Genomic DNA, 17,624 nt, shown 5'->3' with positions numbered 1-17,624 from the left:
CGAGGAAGCGAACTCCCTCACCTTTCTGTGATGTTGCACTGCGGCATGGCCGGATTTGCCCTAAAAATCAGCGCAGATCAGGGGCCATAGCTTCCGATGCGAGCGTTGCGAGAACGTCATCGAGCGCAACGATCTCGGTCCGGTTCTCGCCCAGCTTGCGCACCGAAACGGTGCGGTCCTCGACTTCTTTCATCCCGATCGCGAAGATATAGGGCACTTTCCCGAGACTATGCTCGCGCACCTTGTAGTTGATCTTCTCGTTGCGGGTATCGGCCTCCGCACGGATGCCGCGGGCTTTCAGGGCTTCGGTCACTTCGCGCACATAGTCATCGGCATCCGAGACGATCGAGGCCACAACAACCTGACGCGGCGCGAGCCACAGGGGCAGCTTGCCTGCGAAGTTCTCGATCAGCATGCCGATGAACCGCTCGAACGAGCCCAGAACCGCGCGGTGCAGCATGACAGGGCGGTGACGCTCGCCATCCTGACCGATATAGCTCGCATCCAGACGCTCGGGGAGGTTAGGGTCCACCTGCAGCGTGCCGCATTGCCATTCACGCCCGATCGCATCGGTCAGGGTGAATTCGAGTTTGGGGCCATAGAAGGCACCTTCGCCTTCCTGGATCTCGTATTCATAGCCCGCGTGGTTGCACGCATTGCCGAGGGCGGCCTCGACGCGGTCCCAGCTTTCTTCGGAGCCGATGCGCTTCTCGGGACGGGTCGAGAGCTTGATCGTCCAGTTGTCGAAGCCCAGATCCGAATAGATACCGGCGAGGAAGCTGATGAATTTCGCGGTTTCCGTCTCGATCTGGTCTTCCGTGCAGAAGATATGCGCGTCATCCTGCGTGAAGCCGCGCACACGCATGATCCCGTGCAGCGCGCCCGAGGGTTCATAGCGGTTGCACGAGCCGAACTCGGCCATGCGCAGGGGCAGGTCGCGATAGGATTTCAGCCCCACATTGAACACCTGAACGTGGCAGGGGCAGTTCATGGGTTTAAGCGCATTAACGGTTTTCTCGCGGGCATGATCCTCGTCCACTTCGACGATAAACATGTTCTCCTGATAGTTTTCCCAGTGGCCCGAGGCTTCCCACAGCTTGCGGTTCACTACCTGCGGCGTATTCACCTCGACATAGCCGTCAGCGCGCTGCTTGCGGCGCATATAGTCCTGAAGCGTCGTGTAGATGGTCCAGCCATTGGGGTGCCAGAAGACCTGACCGGGGGCCTCTTCCTGCATGTGGTAGAGATCCATCTCGCGGCCCAGACGGCGGTGGTCGCGCTTGGCGGCCTCTTCCATCATCGTGGTCCAGGCGCTCAGGTCTTTCTTGGACTTGAAGGCCACGCCATAGATGCGCTGCAGCATCGGGCGGGTCGAATCGCCCAGCCAGTAGGCGCCCGCCACATGGGTCAGTTTGAACGCATCGGCAGGCACCTGGCCGGTATGGACAAGGTGCGGACCACGGCAGAGATCCTGCCAGTCGCCATGCCAGTACATCCGCAGATCCTCGCCCTCGGGGATGCGGTTGACCAGCTCGACCTTGAAGGGCTCGCCCCTGTCCTCGTAATATTTGATCGCATCCTCACGCGACCACAGCTCGGTCTTCACCGGCTCGCGGGCATTGATGATGTCACGCATCTTCTTCTCGATCACCGCGAGGTCTTCGGGGGTGAAGGGCTCGGCGCGGTCGAAATCGTAGAACCAGCCATTGTCGCGGACCGGACCAATGGTCACTTTCACATCCGGCCAGATCTCCTGCACGGCGCGGGCCATGATATGGGCCAGATCGTGGCGGATCAGTTCCAGCGCGGGCGCGTCATCGGACATGGTGTTGATGGCGATCTGCGCATCCTGGCGGATCGGCCATTGCAGATCCCAATGCTGGCCATTCACCTGCGCGGAAATCGCTTTTTTCGACAGGGATTTGGAAATGCCTTCGGCGACTTCCAGAGCCGTAATGCCGGCATCGACCTGCTTCTGGTTTCCATCGGGGAAGGTGAGGGTAATCTGGGACATCTGTCGTCCTCCTCGTCGGTTTGGCGCCCACGGAACGCCCGGTTGCAAGTTATGTTCGTGCGGGCCTTGTGCGACCGGCGGCCTGTGGTGTCAAGTCTCAGAAATGGATTGCCCCGCAGAATCGGGGGATTAGACGGAACCGCGTGCTCACGGCGCCGTTATCCGTGGAAGCCAAAGCGAGGTCCTCATGCCCAGCCAGTTCAGCCGGTCCCTGTTCAACCGTCTTGTCGATGATCCTGACCGCGATGGCGGGTTGGAGGCTGCACCATTGAAGGCCGAACCGGCCAATTTCCTGCGCCACATCGTGGGCTTGGGAGCCACGAAATCGGCAGACGGGCTGATCGACCCCAAACTGGTGCTCAGCTGGCTCCTGAACCATCTGGGCGCCGGGGCCTTCTATGCCGGCCTTCTGGTGCCCGTGCGCGAGGCAGGGGCGCTTTTGCCACAGATCTTCACGGCCGCGCTGATCCACGGGCGCGGTCGGCGCAAATGGGTCTGGGCTCTGGGCGCGGCGGTGCAGGGGCTGGCAGCGGGCGGGATCGCGCTGGCGGGGTTACGGCTCGAGGGTGCGGTCGCGGGGATGGTCATCGTGGCGCTGCTGGCAGTGCTGGCGGTGGCGCGCTCGGCCTGTTCGGTGGCCTATAAGGACGTTCTGGGCAAGACCATCGGCCAGAGTCGCCGCGGCACGGTCACGGGCACGGCCTCGACCATTGGCTCGGCGGCAGTGGTCATCTTTGCGCTGGTGCTGCTCTTCATCCCCGTGGATCGCTACGCGCTGGTCGAGGTGGCGATTGGTTTGGCGGCCATCGGCTGGATTCTCGGGGCGGTGATGATGGCGCTGATGGTCGAGGAGGATGACGGCGGCACCGGCGAGAGCGGGTTGCCCAACCCATGGACCCTGATGCGCGAGGACCGCCAGCTGCGGCTCTTTGTCATCGCGCGTTCGTTATTGGTGGGAACGGCTCTGGCGCCGCCCTATCTGGTGTTGCTGGCGGCCAAGGGAAGCCAGGATTTCGCCGAGCTTGGCGGGCTTGTGCTGGCATCATCTGTGGCGGCGGTCCTGTCGGCCTATATCTGGGGGCGGCTCTCGGACCGCTCCTCGCGCCGTGTGCTGATCTATGCGGGGCTTGCAGCCGCCGTGGCGTTGGCGCTGGCGCTGGGGCTCAACGCCTCGGGCCTCGCACAGACCGTCTGGGCGATGCCCTTGGTGCTCTTCTGCCTGATGCTGGCCTATCATGGGGTGCGTCAGGGGCGCTCGACGCATCTTGTGGATATGTCAGGCCCCGGGGAGCGGGCCGATTACACCGCCGTCTCCAATACAGTAGTAGGGCTCTTCCTGCTGATCGCGGGGGCAGGGGCCGCCGCATTGGGAAGTGTCTCGGTGCCCCTTGTCATCGGGGTCTTTCTTGTGATGTCTGTGGCGGGCGCTTGGATTGCAACGAAACTGACCGAGGTTCAGACATGACCGATTTCCTGACCACAGCCGAAGGCCGCAAGATCGGCTATAACCGTATCGAGGGTAGCGAGCCGGGGATCGTGTTTCTGGGTGGCTTGCGCTCGGATATGGAGGGGACCAAGGCGCTGGCACTCGAGCAATGGGCCAAGGCGCAGGGCAAGGCCTTTTTGCGCTTCGATTATTCCGGTCATGGCGTGTCATCGGGCACATTCGAGGAGGGCGCGATCGGTGATTGGTTCGAGGATGCGATGGCCGCAATCACCACGTTGACCTCCGGCCCGCAGGTGTTGGTCGGCTCGTCGATGGGGGGCTGGGTTTCGCTTCTGGTGGCGCGCACCATCCCCGACCGTGTGGCGGGGCTTGTGACGATCGCGGCTGCTCCCGATTTTACCGAGGACGGATACTGGGCAAGCTTTAACGAGGCCACGCGCGAGAAACTCGAACGCGAGGGCCATATCGCCATACCGTCAGAATACGGGGCGCCGATGATCATCACCCGCCGCCTGATCGAGGATGGCCGCAACCGGCTGGTGCTGCGCGATCCGCTGTCGCTCCCCTTCCCGACGCGGCTGTTGCAGGGCACCGATGACGAGGCCGTGCCCTATGACTGGGCGATCCGGCTGCTGAACCACGCGGATTGCCCCGATCTGACCCTGACACTGGTCAGGGGGGCCGATCACCGTTTCTCGGACGAGGATTGCCTGAAGATGATCGAACGCGCCGTGGCGGATGTGCTGGCGCGTATTCCCTGACGGCACGACCGGCAGTCCTCCCCGGTGCCGCAGGCGCGGCGAAAACATGACGGGGACATGACGTTTGCGCTTCAATCCTCTGGCTCCATCGGTCACATTACGCGTAAGAGCGGGCAAGCCGCCGAGGGTGGAGAAGGGAATTCGAGCAATGACCGCTGAACCGCTGGTTCTGCTGCCGGGCTTCATGAGTGACGCGCGGCTCTATTGGCATCAGTTGGCCGAGCTTTCGGCCGAGCGCGCCGTGATGGTCTGTCCTTTGCGCGGCGACAGCATCGAGGATATGGCGCGCAGCGTTCTGGCCGAGGCACCGCCGCGTTTTGCGCTGGCGGGGCACTGGCTGGGGGCGCTGGTGGCCATGGAGGTTCTGCGGCAGGCGCCCGAGCGTGTGACGCGGATCGCGATGATCAATGTCTCGCCGCTACCCGAAACCCCCACGATGGCCGGGCTGCGCGAACAGCGCATTCTGAAAGCCAAGACGGGGCGTCTTGATGATGCGATGCTCGAGGAGGTGCCCGCGAGTGCTCTGGCCGAGGGCGAGAGCCGGATCAATGTGCAAGCGATGATGCTGGATATGGCACAGACGCTCGGTCCCGACCGTTTTGCCGCGCAGTCCCGCGCGCTGATGCGCCGTCCTGACCAGCAGCGGCTTCTGCGCAACTCGCCTGTGCGGGCGCTACTTCTTTGCGGCGTGCATGACACGATCTGCCCGCCGCGCAGACACCAGTTCCTGGCCGAGCTGATCCCGCATGGAACCTATACCGAGATCGCGCAGGCAGGGCATCTTACCCCTCTCGAACAGCCCGAAGCGGTGACATCCGCGCTGCGTGAATGGCTCAACGCCCCTGTATCATTCAAATAATCGATTTAAAATTTGTTATTTGTTAATGTTTCTCCGACAGTGTTGTCGAGGAGAGGCAGAAAGAACTTTTGCGCCTCTATTCTCTTATTTACGGTGAATAGTGTGTTCTGTTTTTTCATTGCCTTACACGAAGGCGATCAATGGCGAGGAGGGCCAGATGATCCATATCGTGAGCTGCACTTTCAGAACGAGCGGTCTCGTCTATGATCATCGCCAGATGTCGGGTGGCGCAATCCGCGTCACGGCGACCGATAGCGGGCGTGATTTGGTCAAATGCAGATTTTTCGGGGTTGGACGCGAGAAGGGGAGCCAGCCTGCAAATGATGTGCTCTGCTGTCCCGCTTTCTCGAAACCGTCATCGCGGGCGGCCGCTGGTACGAACGGGGCGGATGCCGTGCTCGACCGGCATATGGCAGAGGCCCGGCGCGTGGACGAGCTGATGCGGATGATCGAAGGCGCGCTGAATGGCGGGCTACCACGGCAGGACCATCCCTGAACGTAACCCTGCGAACAAAAAACGCGGCCTCTGGGGCCGCGTTTTTGTTTTTGCTGTTTCAGACGCCGCGCGAGAGCGCCGCGACACCTGTGCGGGCCACATCACTCAGGCCCAAGGGGCGCATCAGCTCTGCAAAGGCGTCGATCTTTTCCGGCGCGCCGGTCATCTCGAAGACAAAGCTCTCGAGCGTGGAATCGACCACATTGGCGCGGAAGATCTCTGCAAGCCGCAGTGCCTCGATCCGCTTGTCGCCAGAGCCTACCACCTTGATCAGTGCCAGCTCGCGCTCGACCGCCTGACCCTCGAGCGTCAGGTCGATCACCTCATGGACCGGCACGATCCGGCCAAGTTGTGCCTTGATCTGCTCGATCACGGCAACGGTGCCGCGGGTCACGATGGTGATGCGCGAGCGGTGGCCCTTGTGGTCGGTCTCGGCCACGGTGAGGCTGTCGATGTTATAACCGCGCCCCGCGAAAAGCCCGATCACACGGGCCAGAACGCCCGCCTCGTTCTCCACGATCAGCGCCAGCGTATGGCTCTGGACCACATCGGAATGGAAATCCCGCAGGTCATAGGCCGAATGGCTCGTGGAGCCTTGTTTGATGTTCAGAGCGGCCATGGCCGGTCTCCTTTCAATCCATGCGTTTCAGCGCTCGGGCGGGGCGCACCCGCCCGATCAGGCTTACACGAGAGCGGCGCCCTCTTTGAAGGCCTGCGCATCGGCGGCCAGAAGCATCTCGTTATGCGGCTTGCCCGAGGGAATCATCGGGAAGCAGTTCTCGTGCTTCTCGACAAGGCAGTCGAACAGGACCGGACCGTCATGGTTCAGCATTTCCATGATCGCGTCATCGAGATCGGCCGGATCATGGCACTGGATGCCCTTCCAGCCAAAGGCCTCGGCCAGCTTCACGAAATCGGGCAGGCTTTCGGACCAGCTCGAGGAATAGCGCTCGCCATGCAGCAATTCCTGCCACTGGCGGACCATGCCGAGCCGTTCATTGTTGAGGATGAACTGCTTCACCGGTGCGCGGAACTGGGTCGCGGTGCCCATCTCCTGCATATTCATCAGCCACGAGGCTTCGCCCGCCACGTTGATCACCAGTGCCTCGGGGTGCGCGATCTGCACGCCGATCGAGGCGGGGAAGCCGTAGCCCATCGTCCCCAGACCACCGGAGGTCATCCAGCGATGGGGTTCGTCGAAATGCAGATATTGCGCGGCCCACATCTGGTGCTGGCCCACCTCGGTGGTGATGTAGCGGTCACGACCGGCGGTCAGGGCCTGCAGACGCTCGAGCGCGTATTGCGGCTTGATGGTCTTTTCCGAGTTCGTATAGGCGAGGCAGCGCACGGCGCGCCACTCGTTGACCTGTTTGTGCCATTCGGCAATGGCCTCTTTGTTGGTCTTGCGGCCACGCGCTTTCCAGACCTTGAGGACGTCTTCCAGAATATGGCCCACATCGCCCACGATCGGCAGATGCACGGGGATGATCTTGTTGATCGAGGAGGGGTCGATATCGATATGGACCTTGGTCGACCCCGGCGAGAAATCGGCCACGCGACCAGTGATCCGGTCATCGAAGCGCGCGCCCACATTGATCATCAGGTCGCAATCATGCATCGCCAGATTGGCCTCGTAGAGGCCATGCATCCCCAGCATCCCGAGCCAGTTCTTGCCCGAGGCGGGATAGGCACCGAGGCCCATCAGCGTGGAGGTGATCGGGAAATCGGTGCCATCGACCAGCTCGCGCAGCAATTGCGACGCGGCCGAGCCCGAATTGATTACACCGCCGCCGGTATAGAAGACGGGCTTCTTGGCGTTTTCGATCAGCTCGACGAGCTTGGTGATCGCCTCGATATCGCCTTTCACCTTGGGTGTATAATGGCTCACATCCACCTGTTTCGGCTCGGAATAGGTGCCGAGAGCGAACTGCACGTCTTTCGGCAGATCCACCAGCACCGGCCCCGGACGGCCCGAGGTCGCCACGTGGAAGGCCTCGTGCAGGGTGGCGGCCAGCTCCTCGGTCTCTTTCACCAGCCAGTTATGTTTGGTGCAGGGACGGGTAATGCCCACGGTGTCGGCTTCCTGGAACCCGTCGGTGCCGATCAGGAAGGTCGGCACCTGACCCGACAGCACGACCAGCGGAATGGAATCGAGCAGCGCATCGGTCAGGCCGGTGACCGCATTCGTGGCCCCGGGGCCTGAGGTGACCAGTACAACGCCCGGTTTGCCGGTCGAGCGCGCATAGCCTTCGGCCATATGAACAGCGGCCTGCTCATGGCGGACAAGGATATGGCGAATGTCGTTTTGCTGGAAAATCTCGTCATAGATCGGCAGGACAGCGCCACCCGGATAGCCGAAGATTACTTCGACACCCTGATCCTTAAGCGCCTGAACCACCATTTTCGCGCCAGTCATCTGCCGTGACATCGCATACTCCATCCATTGCCCGTGATCGGGCCCGTTCCAATCCAACCCAGTGTGTCGATATGAAAAAGCCCCCGACCTGTGGCGGGGGCGCATGGGAACCATCATGGTCTAACCGTCACCGGCCCATGCGCTTCCTTCTAATGACGACGAGGAGCGAGTTCATCGCTAATCCTTTCACTGTGGTTGGCGGCACATTATGTCGCACCGTCCGGCCCGTCAATCGCAAAATCCGAAATAATATGATTTCAATCGGCCAAATTATAACTTTTTATTGCGCTGAAATCCTATAAAGCTGGAATAATCGCAAAACCGTGAGAGGTTTTGCAGTGTTCATCCGCCGGATTCGGAAATTTACCGGCGGGGCAGGCTTAAATGGGTTCACATCCGCGCGAGACATGGTAAGCGAGGCCGGATCGGTAAATCTTCATGGTTTTTGAGTTCCAGACTGCGGTAAATCTGCAAAGTGGTCAATTAATCTCACCAGATTGAGGCAATTGTCTTGACCAAGCGGCGCCGTTTGGACGAAGAAATATGTCATCATGTGGTCCTGCCCATCGGGACCTGATGTGAGGGAGGGAAATTATGGGCGCCTTACTGGCGTTTGCGCGGGTCATTGACCGCGTGAATGAGTTCATCGGAAAATCCGTCTCATGGCTTATCCTGCTGGCGATCCTCGTCAGCGCGGTCAATGCCGTGGTGCGCAAGGTCTTCAGCATCTCGTCCAACGCGTGGCTCGAGCTGCAATGGTATCTCTTCGGGGCGGCCTTCCTGCTGGCCGCAGCCTATACGCTGCAGAAGAACGAGCATATTCGTATCGACATCCTCTACGGCGCGCTGAAACGGCGCACGCAGAACTGGATCGATCTGTTCGGGCATGTGGTCTTCCTGCTGCCCTTCACCTTGCTCATGCTCTATTTCCTCTATCCCTATGTCATGCTCTCGCTGCGCTCGGGCGAGGTCTCGACCAATGCGGGCGGCCTGATCCTGTGGCCTGCGAAGATGCTGCTGCTGGTGGGGTTCATCCTGCTTTTCGCGCAGAACATCTCCGAGATCATCAAGAAGATCGCCATCCTGCGCGGGCTGATCGAGGATCCGCATGCGGGCCAGCCGGCGCATGGCGATATGTCCGATGAACCCGTCGTGAAAGAGGAGGCTCTGTGATGTTGATGGAGCTGATCGCGCAGAACCTTGCGCCCATCATGTTCGCCTCGCTGGTGATCTTCCTGCTTTTGGGCTATCCGGTGGCCTTCTCGCTGGCGGCCAATGGTCTTTTGTTCTTTGTCATCGGGGTGTTTCTGGCACCGATGTCGGGTGGCTCGATCCATCTCAGCTGGCCCTTGCTCAACGCGATGCCGGAGCGGATGTGGGGGGTCCTGTCAAACGAGACCCTGCTCGCCATTCCTTTCTTCACTTTCATGGGGCTGATGCTGGAGAAATCCGGTATGGCCGAGGATCTTCTGGATACGATCGGCCAGCTCTTCGGCCCCGTGCGCGGTGGTCTGGCCTATGCCGTGGTCATCGTGGGCGCGCTGCTGGCGGCGACCACCGGCGTGGTTGCGGCCTCGGTGATCGCGATGGGGCTGATCTCGCTGCCAATCATGCTGCGCTATGGCTATGACCGCAAGATCGCCTCTGGCGTGATCACGGCTTCCGGCACTCTGGCGCAGATCATCCCGCCCTCGCTGGTGCTGATCATCCTCGCCGACCAGCTGGGCCGGTCCGTGGGCGATATGTATAAGGGCGCACTGATCCCCGGTATGATCCTGATGGGGCTCTATCTGGGCTATGTCTTCGTCGTATCGATCATCCGCCCGAACGCCATGCCCGCACTGCCGAAAGAGGCGCGCACATTGGGCTCGGGCGTGACTTCGCTGATCGTGGTGCTGGCGATTGCGGTCGCGGTTTTCTATGGCGCCGACCTCTATCTGGCGGCGAACCATCCGGCCAATGACGCAGGTATTCTCGCGGTCTTCGCTGCCGTAATCGTGGCCTATGTCATCGCGCTGGCCGATCGCGGGTTGAAGACCAATCTGATGAGCCGTCTGGCCCAACAGGTGGTGATCGTGTTGATCCCGCCGCTGGCGCTGATCTTCCTCGTGCTCGGCACGATCTTCCTCGGGGTGGCGACGCCCACCGAGGGCGGGGCGATGGGCGCGGTTGGCGCGCTGATCCTTGCGGCGATGAAGGGGCGGCTGAAATTCGATGTGGTGCGCGACGCGCTGACCGCCACCACACGTCTCTCGGCCTTCGTTATGTTCATCCTGCTGGGCGCGCGAGTTTTTTCGCTGACCTTCTACGGGGTGAACGGGCATCTGTGGGTCGAACATCTGCTGACCTCGCTGCCGGGGGGACAGATCGGCTTCCTGCTGGTGGTCTCGGTTCTGGTCTTCTTCCTCGCCTTCTTCCTCGATTTCTTCGAGCTGGCCTTCATCATCGTGCCGCTCCTGGCACCGGCGGCGGAAGCCATGGGGATCGACCTGATCTGGTTCGGGGTGATCCTGGGCGTCAACATGCAGACCTCCTTCATGCACCCGCCCTTCGGTTTCGCGCTGTTCTTCCTGCGCTCGGTGGCACCCAAAGTGCCCTATCTGGACCGTATCACCGGCAAGACGATCGCGCCCGTGAAGACCTCGCAGATCTATTGGGGGGCAGTGCCTTTCCTCTTCATCCAGATCGCGATGATCGGGCTGGTGATCGCCTTCCCGCAGATGGTCATGCACTACAAGGGCCCGACCATCGATCCGGCGAGCATCGAGATGAAGCTGCCCGATATGCCGGGTCTGGGCGGGATCGGCGGGGGTCTTGCACCGCTGGGCGGCGCCCCCTCGGGTGGCGCGGGGTCGAACCCGCTGGGTCTGCCGCCATTGGGCATGCCCGGTGCGCCCACCGGCCAACCGGCCCAGCCGCCGCAGGGCGGAGATGCCAGTCTGGGCATTCCCGCACCCGCAGGGCTTGGCGGACTGAACTGAGCGACACAGTCAAGGAAACGGCGGCCCTCGGGCCGCCGTTTCCATATCGTCCCCTCCGCTGCCGGGGCGGGCGGGCTATCCGTTGATCGGGATCGGCTGCCGCCGCGTCCCGACCCGTTGCGCCGGAGCCATGGTCTGATCCGCTCTTGTTCCGCGCCGTGCGATCGGGCCTAGTGGGGGAGAACAGGATCGCGAGGAGAGAGATATGCTGGAACGGATGAGGATCGGATTTGTCGGCGGGCGCGGAATGCTTGGCCATGCTATGGTATTGGGGCTCCTGAAGGCAGGCATGCCCGCCGCAAATCTGACAATCTTCAGCCGCAGCGACAGGCCGCTCCCTGCGGTATTCGAGGGGGTCGGGCTGTCGCAGGAACTCGGGGAGATCAGCGATCTATGCGATATAGCCGTGCTGGTGCTGCCCCCGGCCGAGGCAGGAGCGCTGCGGATCCGGTTCGAGGGGCGGCTGGTGGTTTCGGTGATGGCGGGGGTGGATTTTTCCCGGCTTGGCCGCATCGCACCGGGCGCGCAGCTGGCGCGGGCCATGTCGAGCCCCGCCGCCTCCGGTGGGCTGGCCTATTCGCCATGGGTCGCGCAAGAGGAGCCTACCTCCGATATGGTCGTGCAGATCGAAACGATGTTCGGCGCGCTCGGCCAGTGCGACAGGTTGGAGCGCGAGGAGGATCTTGCGCTTTTCACGGCGATGACAGGCCCCGTGCCGGGTTTTGTGGCGCTGTTTGCGGAATATATGCAGGACTATCTGGAAGAGCACGGTATTGCGCCGGAGACCGCAGATCGGGCCACGCGCCAGCTGTTTCTGGGGGCGGGGCAACTGCTGTCTTCCGAGGCACCGCGGGCCGCGCAGCATGTGCAGGGCATGATCGATTATGATGGCACGACAGCCGCCGGATTGCGGGTCATGCGCGAGAGCGGGATCCGCGAGGGCATCTTTGTCGGGCTCGATGCGGCAGCGCAAAAGGCGCGCGAGATCGGGGGCTGAAGTTAGCAGGCCTTTGCCTGTCGGGGCAACACCAATGAAAAAGGGCGCGACGAGGTCGCGCCCTTTTTCATTGCGGAGAGGCCGAGGCCCGTCCCTAGTTCTTGGCGTCGTCCTTTGCGGCCTCGGCTTGCGCGGCAGGTTTTGCTGCCGTTTCGGTCTGCGGGGAAGCCGCTGCCGGCTTGGGAGCCTCGGCCTTTGCGGGCTCGGCCTTTGCGGGCCCCGTCTTCGCGAGGTCGGGCTTGGGCTCTGCCGGTTTGCTTTCCACGGCTTTAGGTGCTGCGGGCGACGGGGCGGGGGCGGCAGACGTTGCTATAGGGGCCGATGCGGCTTTGGTGGCCGATTTGGGCTTGGTTGCGCGCGGTTTGCGGGCAGGGGCCGCGGCCTTTTTCGGCTCTTCCGATTTGGTCACGGCCGCAGTTGCGGCGGCTGCCGCCGGTTTGCGGGCGCGGGCCTTGCGCGCGCCCATCGGTGTCACGCCGCTATTGACCTTCACCTCGCGCGAAAGCTCCTCGTCGGAGGCGTGATCGTCAATGAATTCCAGCACCAGCGGGCGGATATTGTTGCGCCATGCCCCACCGGCAAAGATGCCGTAATGGCCCGCTTTGGGTTCCAGATGCTGCTGCTTCATGCTGTCGGGCAGACCAGTGCACAGATCGAGGGCTGCCACACACTGGCCGGGGGCGGAGATATCGTCCTTCTCACCTTCGACGGTTTTCACCGCGACCGTGGTGATCTTGCCGATATCGATCTTCTTGCCCTTGATGGTGAAATTGTTCTGCGCGATCTCCAGACCCTTGAAGATACGCTCCACCGTCGAGAGATAGAATTCGGCGGTCATGTCCATGACCGAGAGATACTCGTCATAGAAGCGGTTGTGGCGGTCGCGCTCGGCGGGGCCGTCCTTGGCATCGTTCATGATCTTGTCGAGGAAGGCTTTGGCATGGGTCTCGGCATTCATCGAGATGAAAGAGGCCAGCTGCATCAGGCCCGGATAGACCATGCGGCCCACACCCTTGTAGCGGTAGCCCACACGCTGGATCACCATCTGCTCAAGCTGGCCCATCGTGATGCGGCGCCCGAAATCGGTCACTTCGGTGGCGGCGGCATCGGGGTCAATCGGGCCGCCGATCAGGGTCAGCGTGCGCGGCTGGGCCTTGGGGTCCTCTTCCGCCAGATAGGCGGTGGCGGCCAGCGCCAGCGGTGCCGGCTGACAGACCGCGATCACGTTGATATCGGGGCCCAGTTCGCGCATAAAATCGACGAGATAGAGCGTATAGTCCTCGACGTCGAACTTGCCCTCGCTCACCGGAATGTCGCGGGCATTCTTCCAGTCGGTCACATAGACCTCGGCATCGGGGAGAAGCGAGATCACTGTCGAGCGCATCAGCGTCGCATAATGGCCCGACATCGGGGCCACGAGCAGGATACGGCGGGGCATCTTGTCACGGCCCTGCACGTTGAAATGGATCAGCGAGCCGAAGGCCTTGTCCATGATAGTATCGACTTCGACCATATGGTCCCGCCCGTCGGCGGCGGCGATGGCGCGGATGCCCCAATCTGGTTTCATCACCATGCGCGAGAAGCTGCGCTCGGTCACCGCCCCCCATGATTCGAGCATGCGGTAAGCGGGGTTCGGGGACAGGCCGAAGACAGGGTAGGACGCCATCGCGCGCGCAGAGGCGCCGATCCATTCATTGGTGTTCCTGATGCTCTCCATCAGATCGTAGCTATAGATGCCTTTCATCGCGTCGCTCCTTTGGCCGACCAGTCCGGACATTTCACACGCTTGAGGTGAAAATCTGCTGAATGCCCGCTTTACCGTAGAGAAGAGAAGTCTATGGTTGAGAAAAAGATAGGAGGAGCGCGAGGTCATGACAACAGGGGAGACACAGGTTTCTGCTGCATCGCAGAAAATGCAGGAGAATCTGGCAAGAATAGAACAGCTTTCGCAACGTCTGGTCGAAGCTTTGGGCCGCAGACGTATGCCGAACCCTTCTTTGGAGGGGCCGGGCGTCGATCTTTATATGTCGACCACTGCCGCCGTCATGAAGGAGCTATCCGATAAACCGGCGCAAATCCTTGAAGCCCAAGTGAAATACTGGGGCGATGCAATGAGCCACTATATTCAGGCGACCCATGCGCTGGCGACTCAGGGGTTCCGCCCGCCCGAGGATACCGGCCCCGAGGACAAGCGTTTCTCCAACCCGCTCTGGGCCACCCATCCCTATTTCAACTTCGTCAAACAGCAATATATGATCGCCTCGCGCGCCATAGACGAGGCTACGGATGCGCTCCCCGGACTGGCCGAAAAGGACCGTAAGCGACTGAAATATTTCACCAAGCAACTGGTGGACATGATGGCGCCCACGAATTTCTTCGCCACCAATCCCGATGCGCTCGAACGCGCGATCGAGACCGAGGGCGAGAGCCTCGTGCAGGGGCTCGAAAACCTCGTGCGCGATGTCGAACAGAATCAGGGCGATCTTCTGGTGACACTGGCCGACCGCACGGCCTTCGAGGTCGGGCGCAATCTGGCCACGACCGAGGGCAAAGTGGTCTATCGCTGCCGGATGTTCGAGCTGATCCAGTACACGCCCAAAACCGAAAAGGTCTATCGCACGCCGCTGCTGATCTTCCCGCCTTGGATCAACAAGTTCTACATCCTCGATATGAAGGAGCAGAACAGCTTTATCCGGTTTGCAGTCGAGCAGGGCTTCACGGTTTTTGTGGTCAGCTGGAAAAACCCCGATGCGAGCTATGCCGATGTGGGCTTCGAAACCTATATCGAGAGCTATCTGGATGCCATCGAACAGGTGAAATCCGAGACCGGCGTGGCCAAGATCAATGCCATCGGTTATTGCATCGCGGGCACCACGCTCAGCCTGACACTGGCGCTGATGAAAAAGCGGCGCGACCATTCCATCAATTGTGCGACCTTCTTCACCACGCTCACCGATTTCTCGGATCAGGGCGAGTTCGTGTCCTTCCTGCAGGATGATTTCGTGGACGGGCTGGAGGTGCAATGCCGCGTGGACGGGGTGCTTTCGAGCTACTTCATGTCGCGCACCTTCTCCTTCCTGCGCTCGAACGACCTGATCTGGCGTCCCGCGATCCGCAGCTACATGATGGGCGAGGCGCCGCCTGCCTTCGATCTGCTTTACTGGAACGGGGACGCCACCAATCTTCCGGGCAAGATGGCGATGGAATATCTGCGCGGCCTGTGCCAGCAGAACCTCTTTGCCGAGGACTGCTTCACCCTGATGGGCGAGGAGCTGAAACTGTCGGATGTGACGGTGCCGCTGATGGCGATTGCCTGCGAGACCGATCACATCGCGCCGTGGAAGGCGTCCTTCAAAGGAATTTCGCAAATGGGCTCGAAGGATAAAGAGTTCATCATGGCGCAATCGGGCCATATCGCGGGGATCGTGAATCCGCCCAGCAAGCAGAAATACGGCCATTATACCTCGTCCGCGCCGATCGAGGATGCCGATGAGTGGCTGGCGGCGGCAGAGTTCCACGAGGGCACATGGTGGCCGCGATGGGCCGAATGGCTGGCCGCGCAATCGGGTCGTGAGGTTGCCGCACGCATTCCGGGCGAGGGCGGGCATCAGATTCTGGGCGAGGCGCCCGGCAGCTATGTGCGCGAAACCATCGTGCTATGAGTGATCCGGCCCCCGATGCGGGGCCGGTTCCGTTTGTGCCTTACGCAATGTAAATTTTCTGCAACGCGGCACAAAACACTTGATTTGCTGCAGTGCAGCATATATCGTTGATTATAGCGAATAGGGCCGCGCAGACCGAACCACTGGCCCTTCTATCAAGAATGGAGCATCTACGATGGCCGCAACTACCCAAGACTTCACCAAGATCATGCAAGATATGATGTCCTCGATGCCGATGGACATGTCGAAGTTCCAAGAGGGCTTCAAAGCGCAGGCGGCCTTCTCCGAGAAAATGTCCAAAGTTGCTCTCGACGCCGCAGAGAAATCGACCGAGATCTCTGCCAAATGGACCAAAGAGACGCTTGCCAAGATGGGCGACATGACGGCCACCAAATCCGAGCCGGCTGATTACGCAAAAGCGATGAGCGATTTCGCTTCCGCTTCGGCCGAGATCGCTTCGGAAAATATCTCGGCTTTCGCAGAAGTTGCAAAGAAAGTTCAGATGGAAACCGTCGAGCTGATGCTGGCCGCAGGCAAGGATTTCTCGGAGGATGCGACCGCCGCCATGAAGTCGGCAACCTCCTCGACCGCAGCTGCCGCGAAGAAAACCACCGCAGCCGCGACGAAGTAATCTCTTCCTCCCGGATCTCTGACAGCATCCTCCCAGTCAGGGAACGGATCTGGGGCGGGCTTCGGCTCGCCCCTTTCTTATTGATTTCGTGACATTTGCGCCTCATGATGGCCACTCACTCGATATCCTGGGGAGGATCATCATGGCCGATGCGGAAAAGCCTCTTTTAATCAAACGCTACGCAAGTCGGCGTCTCTACAATACCGAGACGAGCGATTATGTGACGCTTGAAGATATCGCCCGCTTCATTCGCGATGGCCGCGAAGTGCAGATCGTGGATCTGAAATCGGGCGACGATCTGACCCGCCAATATCTGCTGCAGATCATCGCCGAGCATGAAAGCCGTGGCGAGAATGTTCTGCCGGTGGATGTGCTGACCGATCTTGTGCGCTCCTATGCCACTTCGGCGCAGAGCGTTGTGCCACAGTTTCTGGCTGCAAGTTTCGATATGCTGCGTCAGGGCCAGTCCCAGATGATGGAGAATATGGGCCGGATGCCGATTGCCTCCGTGCCCGGGTTCGACGCGCTCCAGAAACAGCAGCAGGCCTTCTTGCAGACGATGATGGGCGGTTGGCCCAAAGCGTCATCGGGTCCCGAGCGCGAGGCGCCTGCCGCCTCCGAGGATCGCGAGGAGCTGGAGAAGATCAAGAAACAGCTTGCAGAGCTGCAATCGAAGCTCTCCAAGCTCTGATCATCGCAGCCCCAATCCGTGCAGCACGATGCGCAGCGCGGCCTTGGGCAGGATCACCAGACAGGGGCCCGTCATCTTTAAGGTGACGGGCCCTGTTACCTTATTCGAAGTGCCGATCATCCCCACTGGATCGAGCCGCACCCCATCGAGAGGGTATTGCAATCCGGTCGAAGAGCCGTCGCAGGGCCCCAGAGGATAGAGCGAGAGCCGCATACCAACGGGCAGATCAAGCCGCATCTCGGGCGGGGCACTGAAAATGATGTCGCTCGCATCGAGCAGCAGGATGGGCCGTTCGGGAAACCGGACCAGAACCGAAAGAGCCGCAAGCGTGTGATCGACCCGCCGGCCGGTGAAGCCAAGCCCCAGATAGAAGGGCGCACAGGTCAACCGCAGCGCTTTCTCAAAATCGACGCTATCTTGTTCGGCGACATGGTGGATGCTGTCGGGAGCGATTCTGTTGCGGGCCTGCGCGGACAGGCTATCGAGATCGCCGATTACCGCTTCGGGCATCAGATCCAGCGCCATCGCCTTATTTGCGCCACCATCCGCGGCCACCAAATGTGGCGCAAATTCCAGAGCTTGGTAAACGTCTTGAGTGTCGATTTCGCCGCCACCCATGAGCGTAATACCGGTTTTTCTTGATAATACCGATGTTTCTGTCATCAAATA

At 61.0% G+C, this 17,624-nt stretch carries 14 protein-coding genes and 1 pseudogene; 10 read left to right on the top strand and 5 right to left on the bottom strand.

Translation table 11 applies throughout. The features are described from left to right. Positions 1–67 precede the first annotated feature (67 nt). Positions 68–2,014, bottom strand: coding sequence for a threonine--tRNA ligase (gene thrS / locus ABEB22_RS01585; protein ID WP_350934569.1), 1,947 nt, complete (start codon positions 2,012–2,014; stop codon positions 68–70). 187 nt (positions 2,015–2,201) lie between these two features. Between thrS and ABEB22_RS01580 the strand changes: the two genes are divergently transcribed. The 4 genes from ABEB22_RS01580 (at position 2,202) to ABEB22_RS01565 (ending at position 5,577) form a co-directional block, all read left to right on the top strand. Then, positions 2,202–3,479 (top strand): MFS transporter, encoded by a 1,278-nt coding sequence (locus tag ABEB22_RS01580; protein ID WP_406870687.1) that lies wholly within the window; start codon positions 2,202–2,204, stop codon positions 3,477–3,479. Continuing rightward, a complete protein-coding gene (locus tag ABEB22_RS01575; protein ID WP_339112065.1) occupies positions 3,476–4,222 on the top strand; it encodes an alpha/beta hydrolase in 747 nt (248 codons plus the stop codon). The genes ABEB22_RS01580 and ABEB22_RS01575 overlap by 4 nt, the downstream gene beginning before the upstream one ends. A 148-nt stretch (positions 4,223–4,370) precedes the next feature. Continuing rightward, complete coding sequence (locus ABEB22_RS01570; RefSeq protein WP_339112066.1) at positions 4,371–5,081, top strand: alpha/beta fold hydrolase; 711 nt, start codon at positions 4,371–4,373, stop codon at positions 5,079–5,081. Positions 5,082–5,238: 157 nt separating this feature from the next. Next, positions 5,239–5,577, top strand: a complete 339-nt coding sequence (locus tag ABEB22_RS01565) for a hypothetical protein (RefSeq protein ID WP_350934563.1) — start codon at positions 5,239–5,241, stop codon at positions 5,575–5,577. A 58-nt stretch (positions 5,578–5,635) separates the two neighbouring features. On the opposite strand, the gene ilvN is transcribed toward ABEB22_RS01565, so the two are convergent. Then, a complete protein-coding gene (gene ilvN, locus ABEB22_RS01560; RefSeq protein WP_339112068.1) occupies positions 5,636–6,196 on the bottom strand; it encodes an acetolactate synthase small subunit in 561 nt (186 codons plus the stop codon). Between the two features lie 63 nt (positions 6,197–6,259). Next, the gene (locus tag ABEB22_RS01555) at positions 6,260–8,005 is read right to left on the bottom strand and encodes an acetolactate synthase 3 large subunit (protein ID WP_406870686.1); all 1,746 of its coding nucleotides are present in this window, start codon (positions 8,003–8,005) and stop codon (positions 6,260–6,262) included. A gap of 582 nt (positions 8,006–8,587) precedes the next feature. Here ABEB22_RS01555 and ABEB22_RS01550 point away from each other — a divergent pair. The 3 genes from ABEB22_RS01550 (at position 8,588) to ABEB22_RS01540 (ending at position 11,971) form a co-directional block, all read left to right on the top strand. Then, positions 8,588–9,166 (top strand): TRAP transporter small permease subunit, encoded by a 579-nt coding sequence (locus ABEB22_RS01550; protein ID WP_339112070.1) that lies wholly within the window; start codon positions 8,588–8,590, stop codon positions 9,164–9,166. Between the two features lie 2 nt (positions 9,167–9,168). Beyond that, a complete protein-coding gene (locus ABEB22_RS01545; protein WP_339114479.1) occupies positions 9,169–10,974 on the top strand; it encodes a TRAP transporter large permease subunit in 1,806 nt (601 codons plus the stop codon). Between the two features lie 205 nt (positions 10,975–11,179). Further along, positions 11,180–11,971: a pyrroline-5-carboxylate reductase family protein gene (locus ABEB22_RS01540; protein WP_406870685.1), complete on the top strand. Its 792-nt coding sequence runs from the start codon at positions 11,180–11,182 to the stop codon at positions 11,969–11,971. A 517-nt stretch (positions 11,972–12,488) separates the two neighbouring features. Here ABEB22_RS01540 and phaZ read toward each other — a convergent pair. Then, positions 12,489–13,715, bottom strand: a pseudogene (gene phaZ / locus ABEB22_RS01535) (polyhydroxyalkanoate depolymerase); the annotation flags it as partial. A 127-nt stretch (positions 13,716–13,842) separates the two neighbouring features. On the opposite strand from phaZ, the gene phaC reads away from it, so the two are divergent. From phaC to phaR, 3 genes are all read left to right on the top strand, one after another. Then, positions 13,843–15,633: a class I poly(R)-hydroxyalkanoic acid synthase gene (phaC, locus tag ABEB22_RS01530; RefSeq protein ID WP_339112072.1), complete on the top strand. Its 1,791-nt coding sequence runs from the start codon at positions 13,843–13,845 to the stop codon at positions 15,631–15,633. 175 nt (positions 15,634–15,808) lie between these two features. Beyond that, entirely contained in the window at positions 15,809–16,264 is a 456-nt protein-coding gene (locus tag ABEB22_RS01525; protein ID WP_339112073.1) for a Phasin, read from the top strand. 142 nt (positions 16,265–16,406) lie between these two features. Next, a complete protein-coding gene (phaR, locus tag ABEB22_RS01520; protein WP_339112074.1) occupies positions 16,407–16,955 on the top strand; it encodes a polyhydroxyalkanoate synthesis repressor PhaR in 549 nt (182 codons plus the stop codon). Here phaR and ABEB22_RS01515 read toward each other — a convergent pair whose 3' ends face one another. After that, positions 16,956–17,618: a thiamine diphosphokinase gene (locus ABEB22_RS01515; protein ID WP_406870684.1), complete on the bottom strand. Its 663-nt coding sequence runs from the start codon at positions 17,616–17,618 to the stop codon at positions 16,956–16,958. It lies immediately after the preceding gene. Positions 17,619–17,624: the final 6 nt, after the last annotated feature.

Origin of the sequence: Thioclava sp. 'Guangxiensis', from assembly GCF_045348365.1 — a bacterium.
GTDB lineage: Bacteria > Pseudomonadota > Alphaproteobacteria > Rhodobacterales > Rhodobacteraceae > Thioclava > Thioclava kandeliae.
Note: the sequence above shows the minus strand (reverse complement) of the source record. Positions and strands in the feature narration are given on the sequence as shown.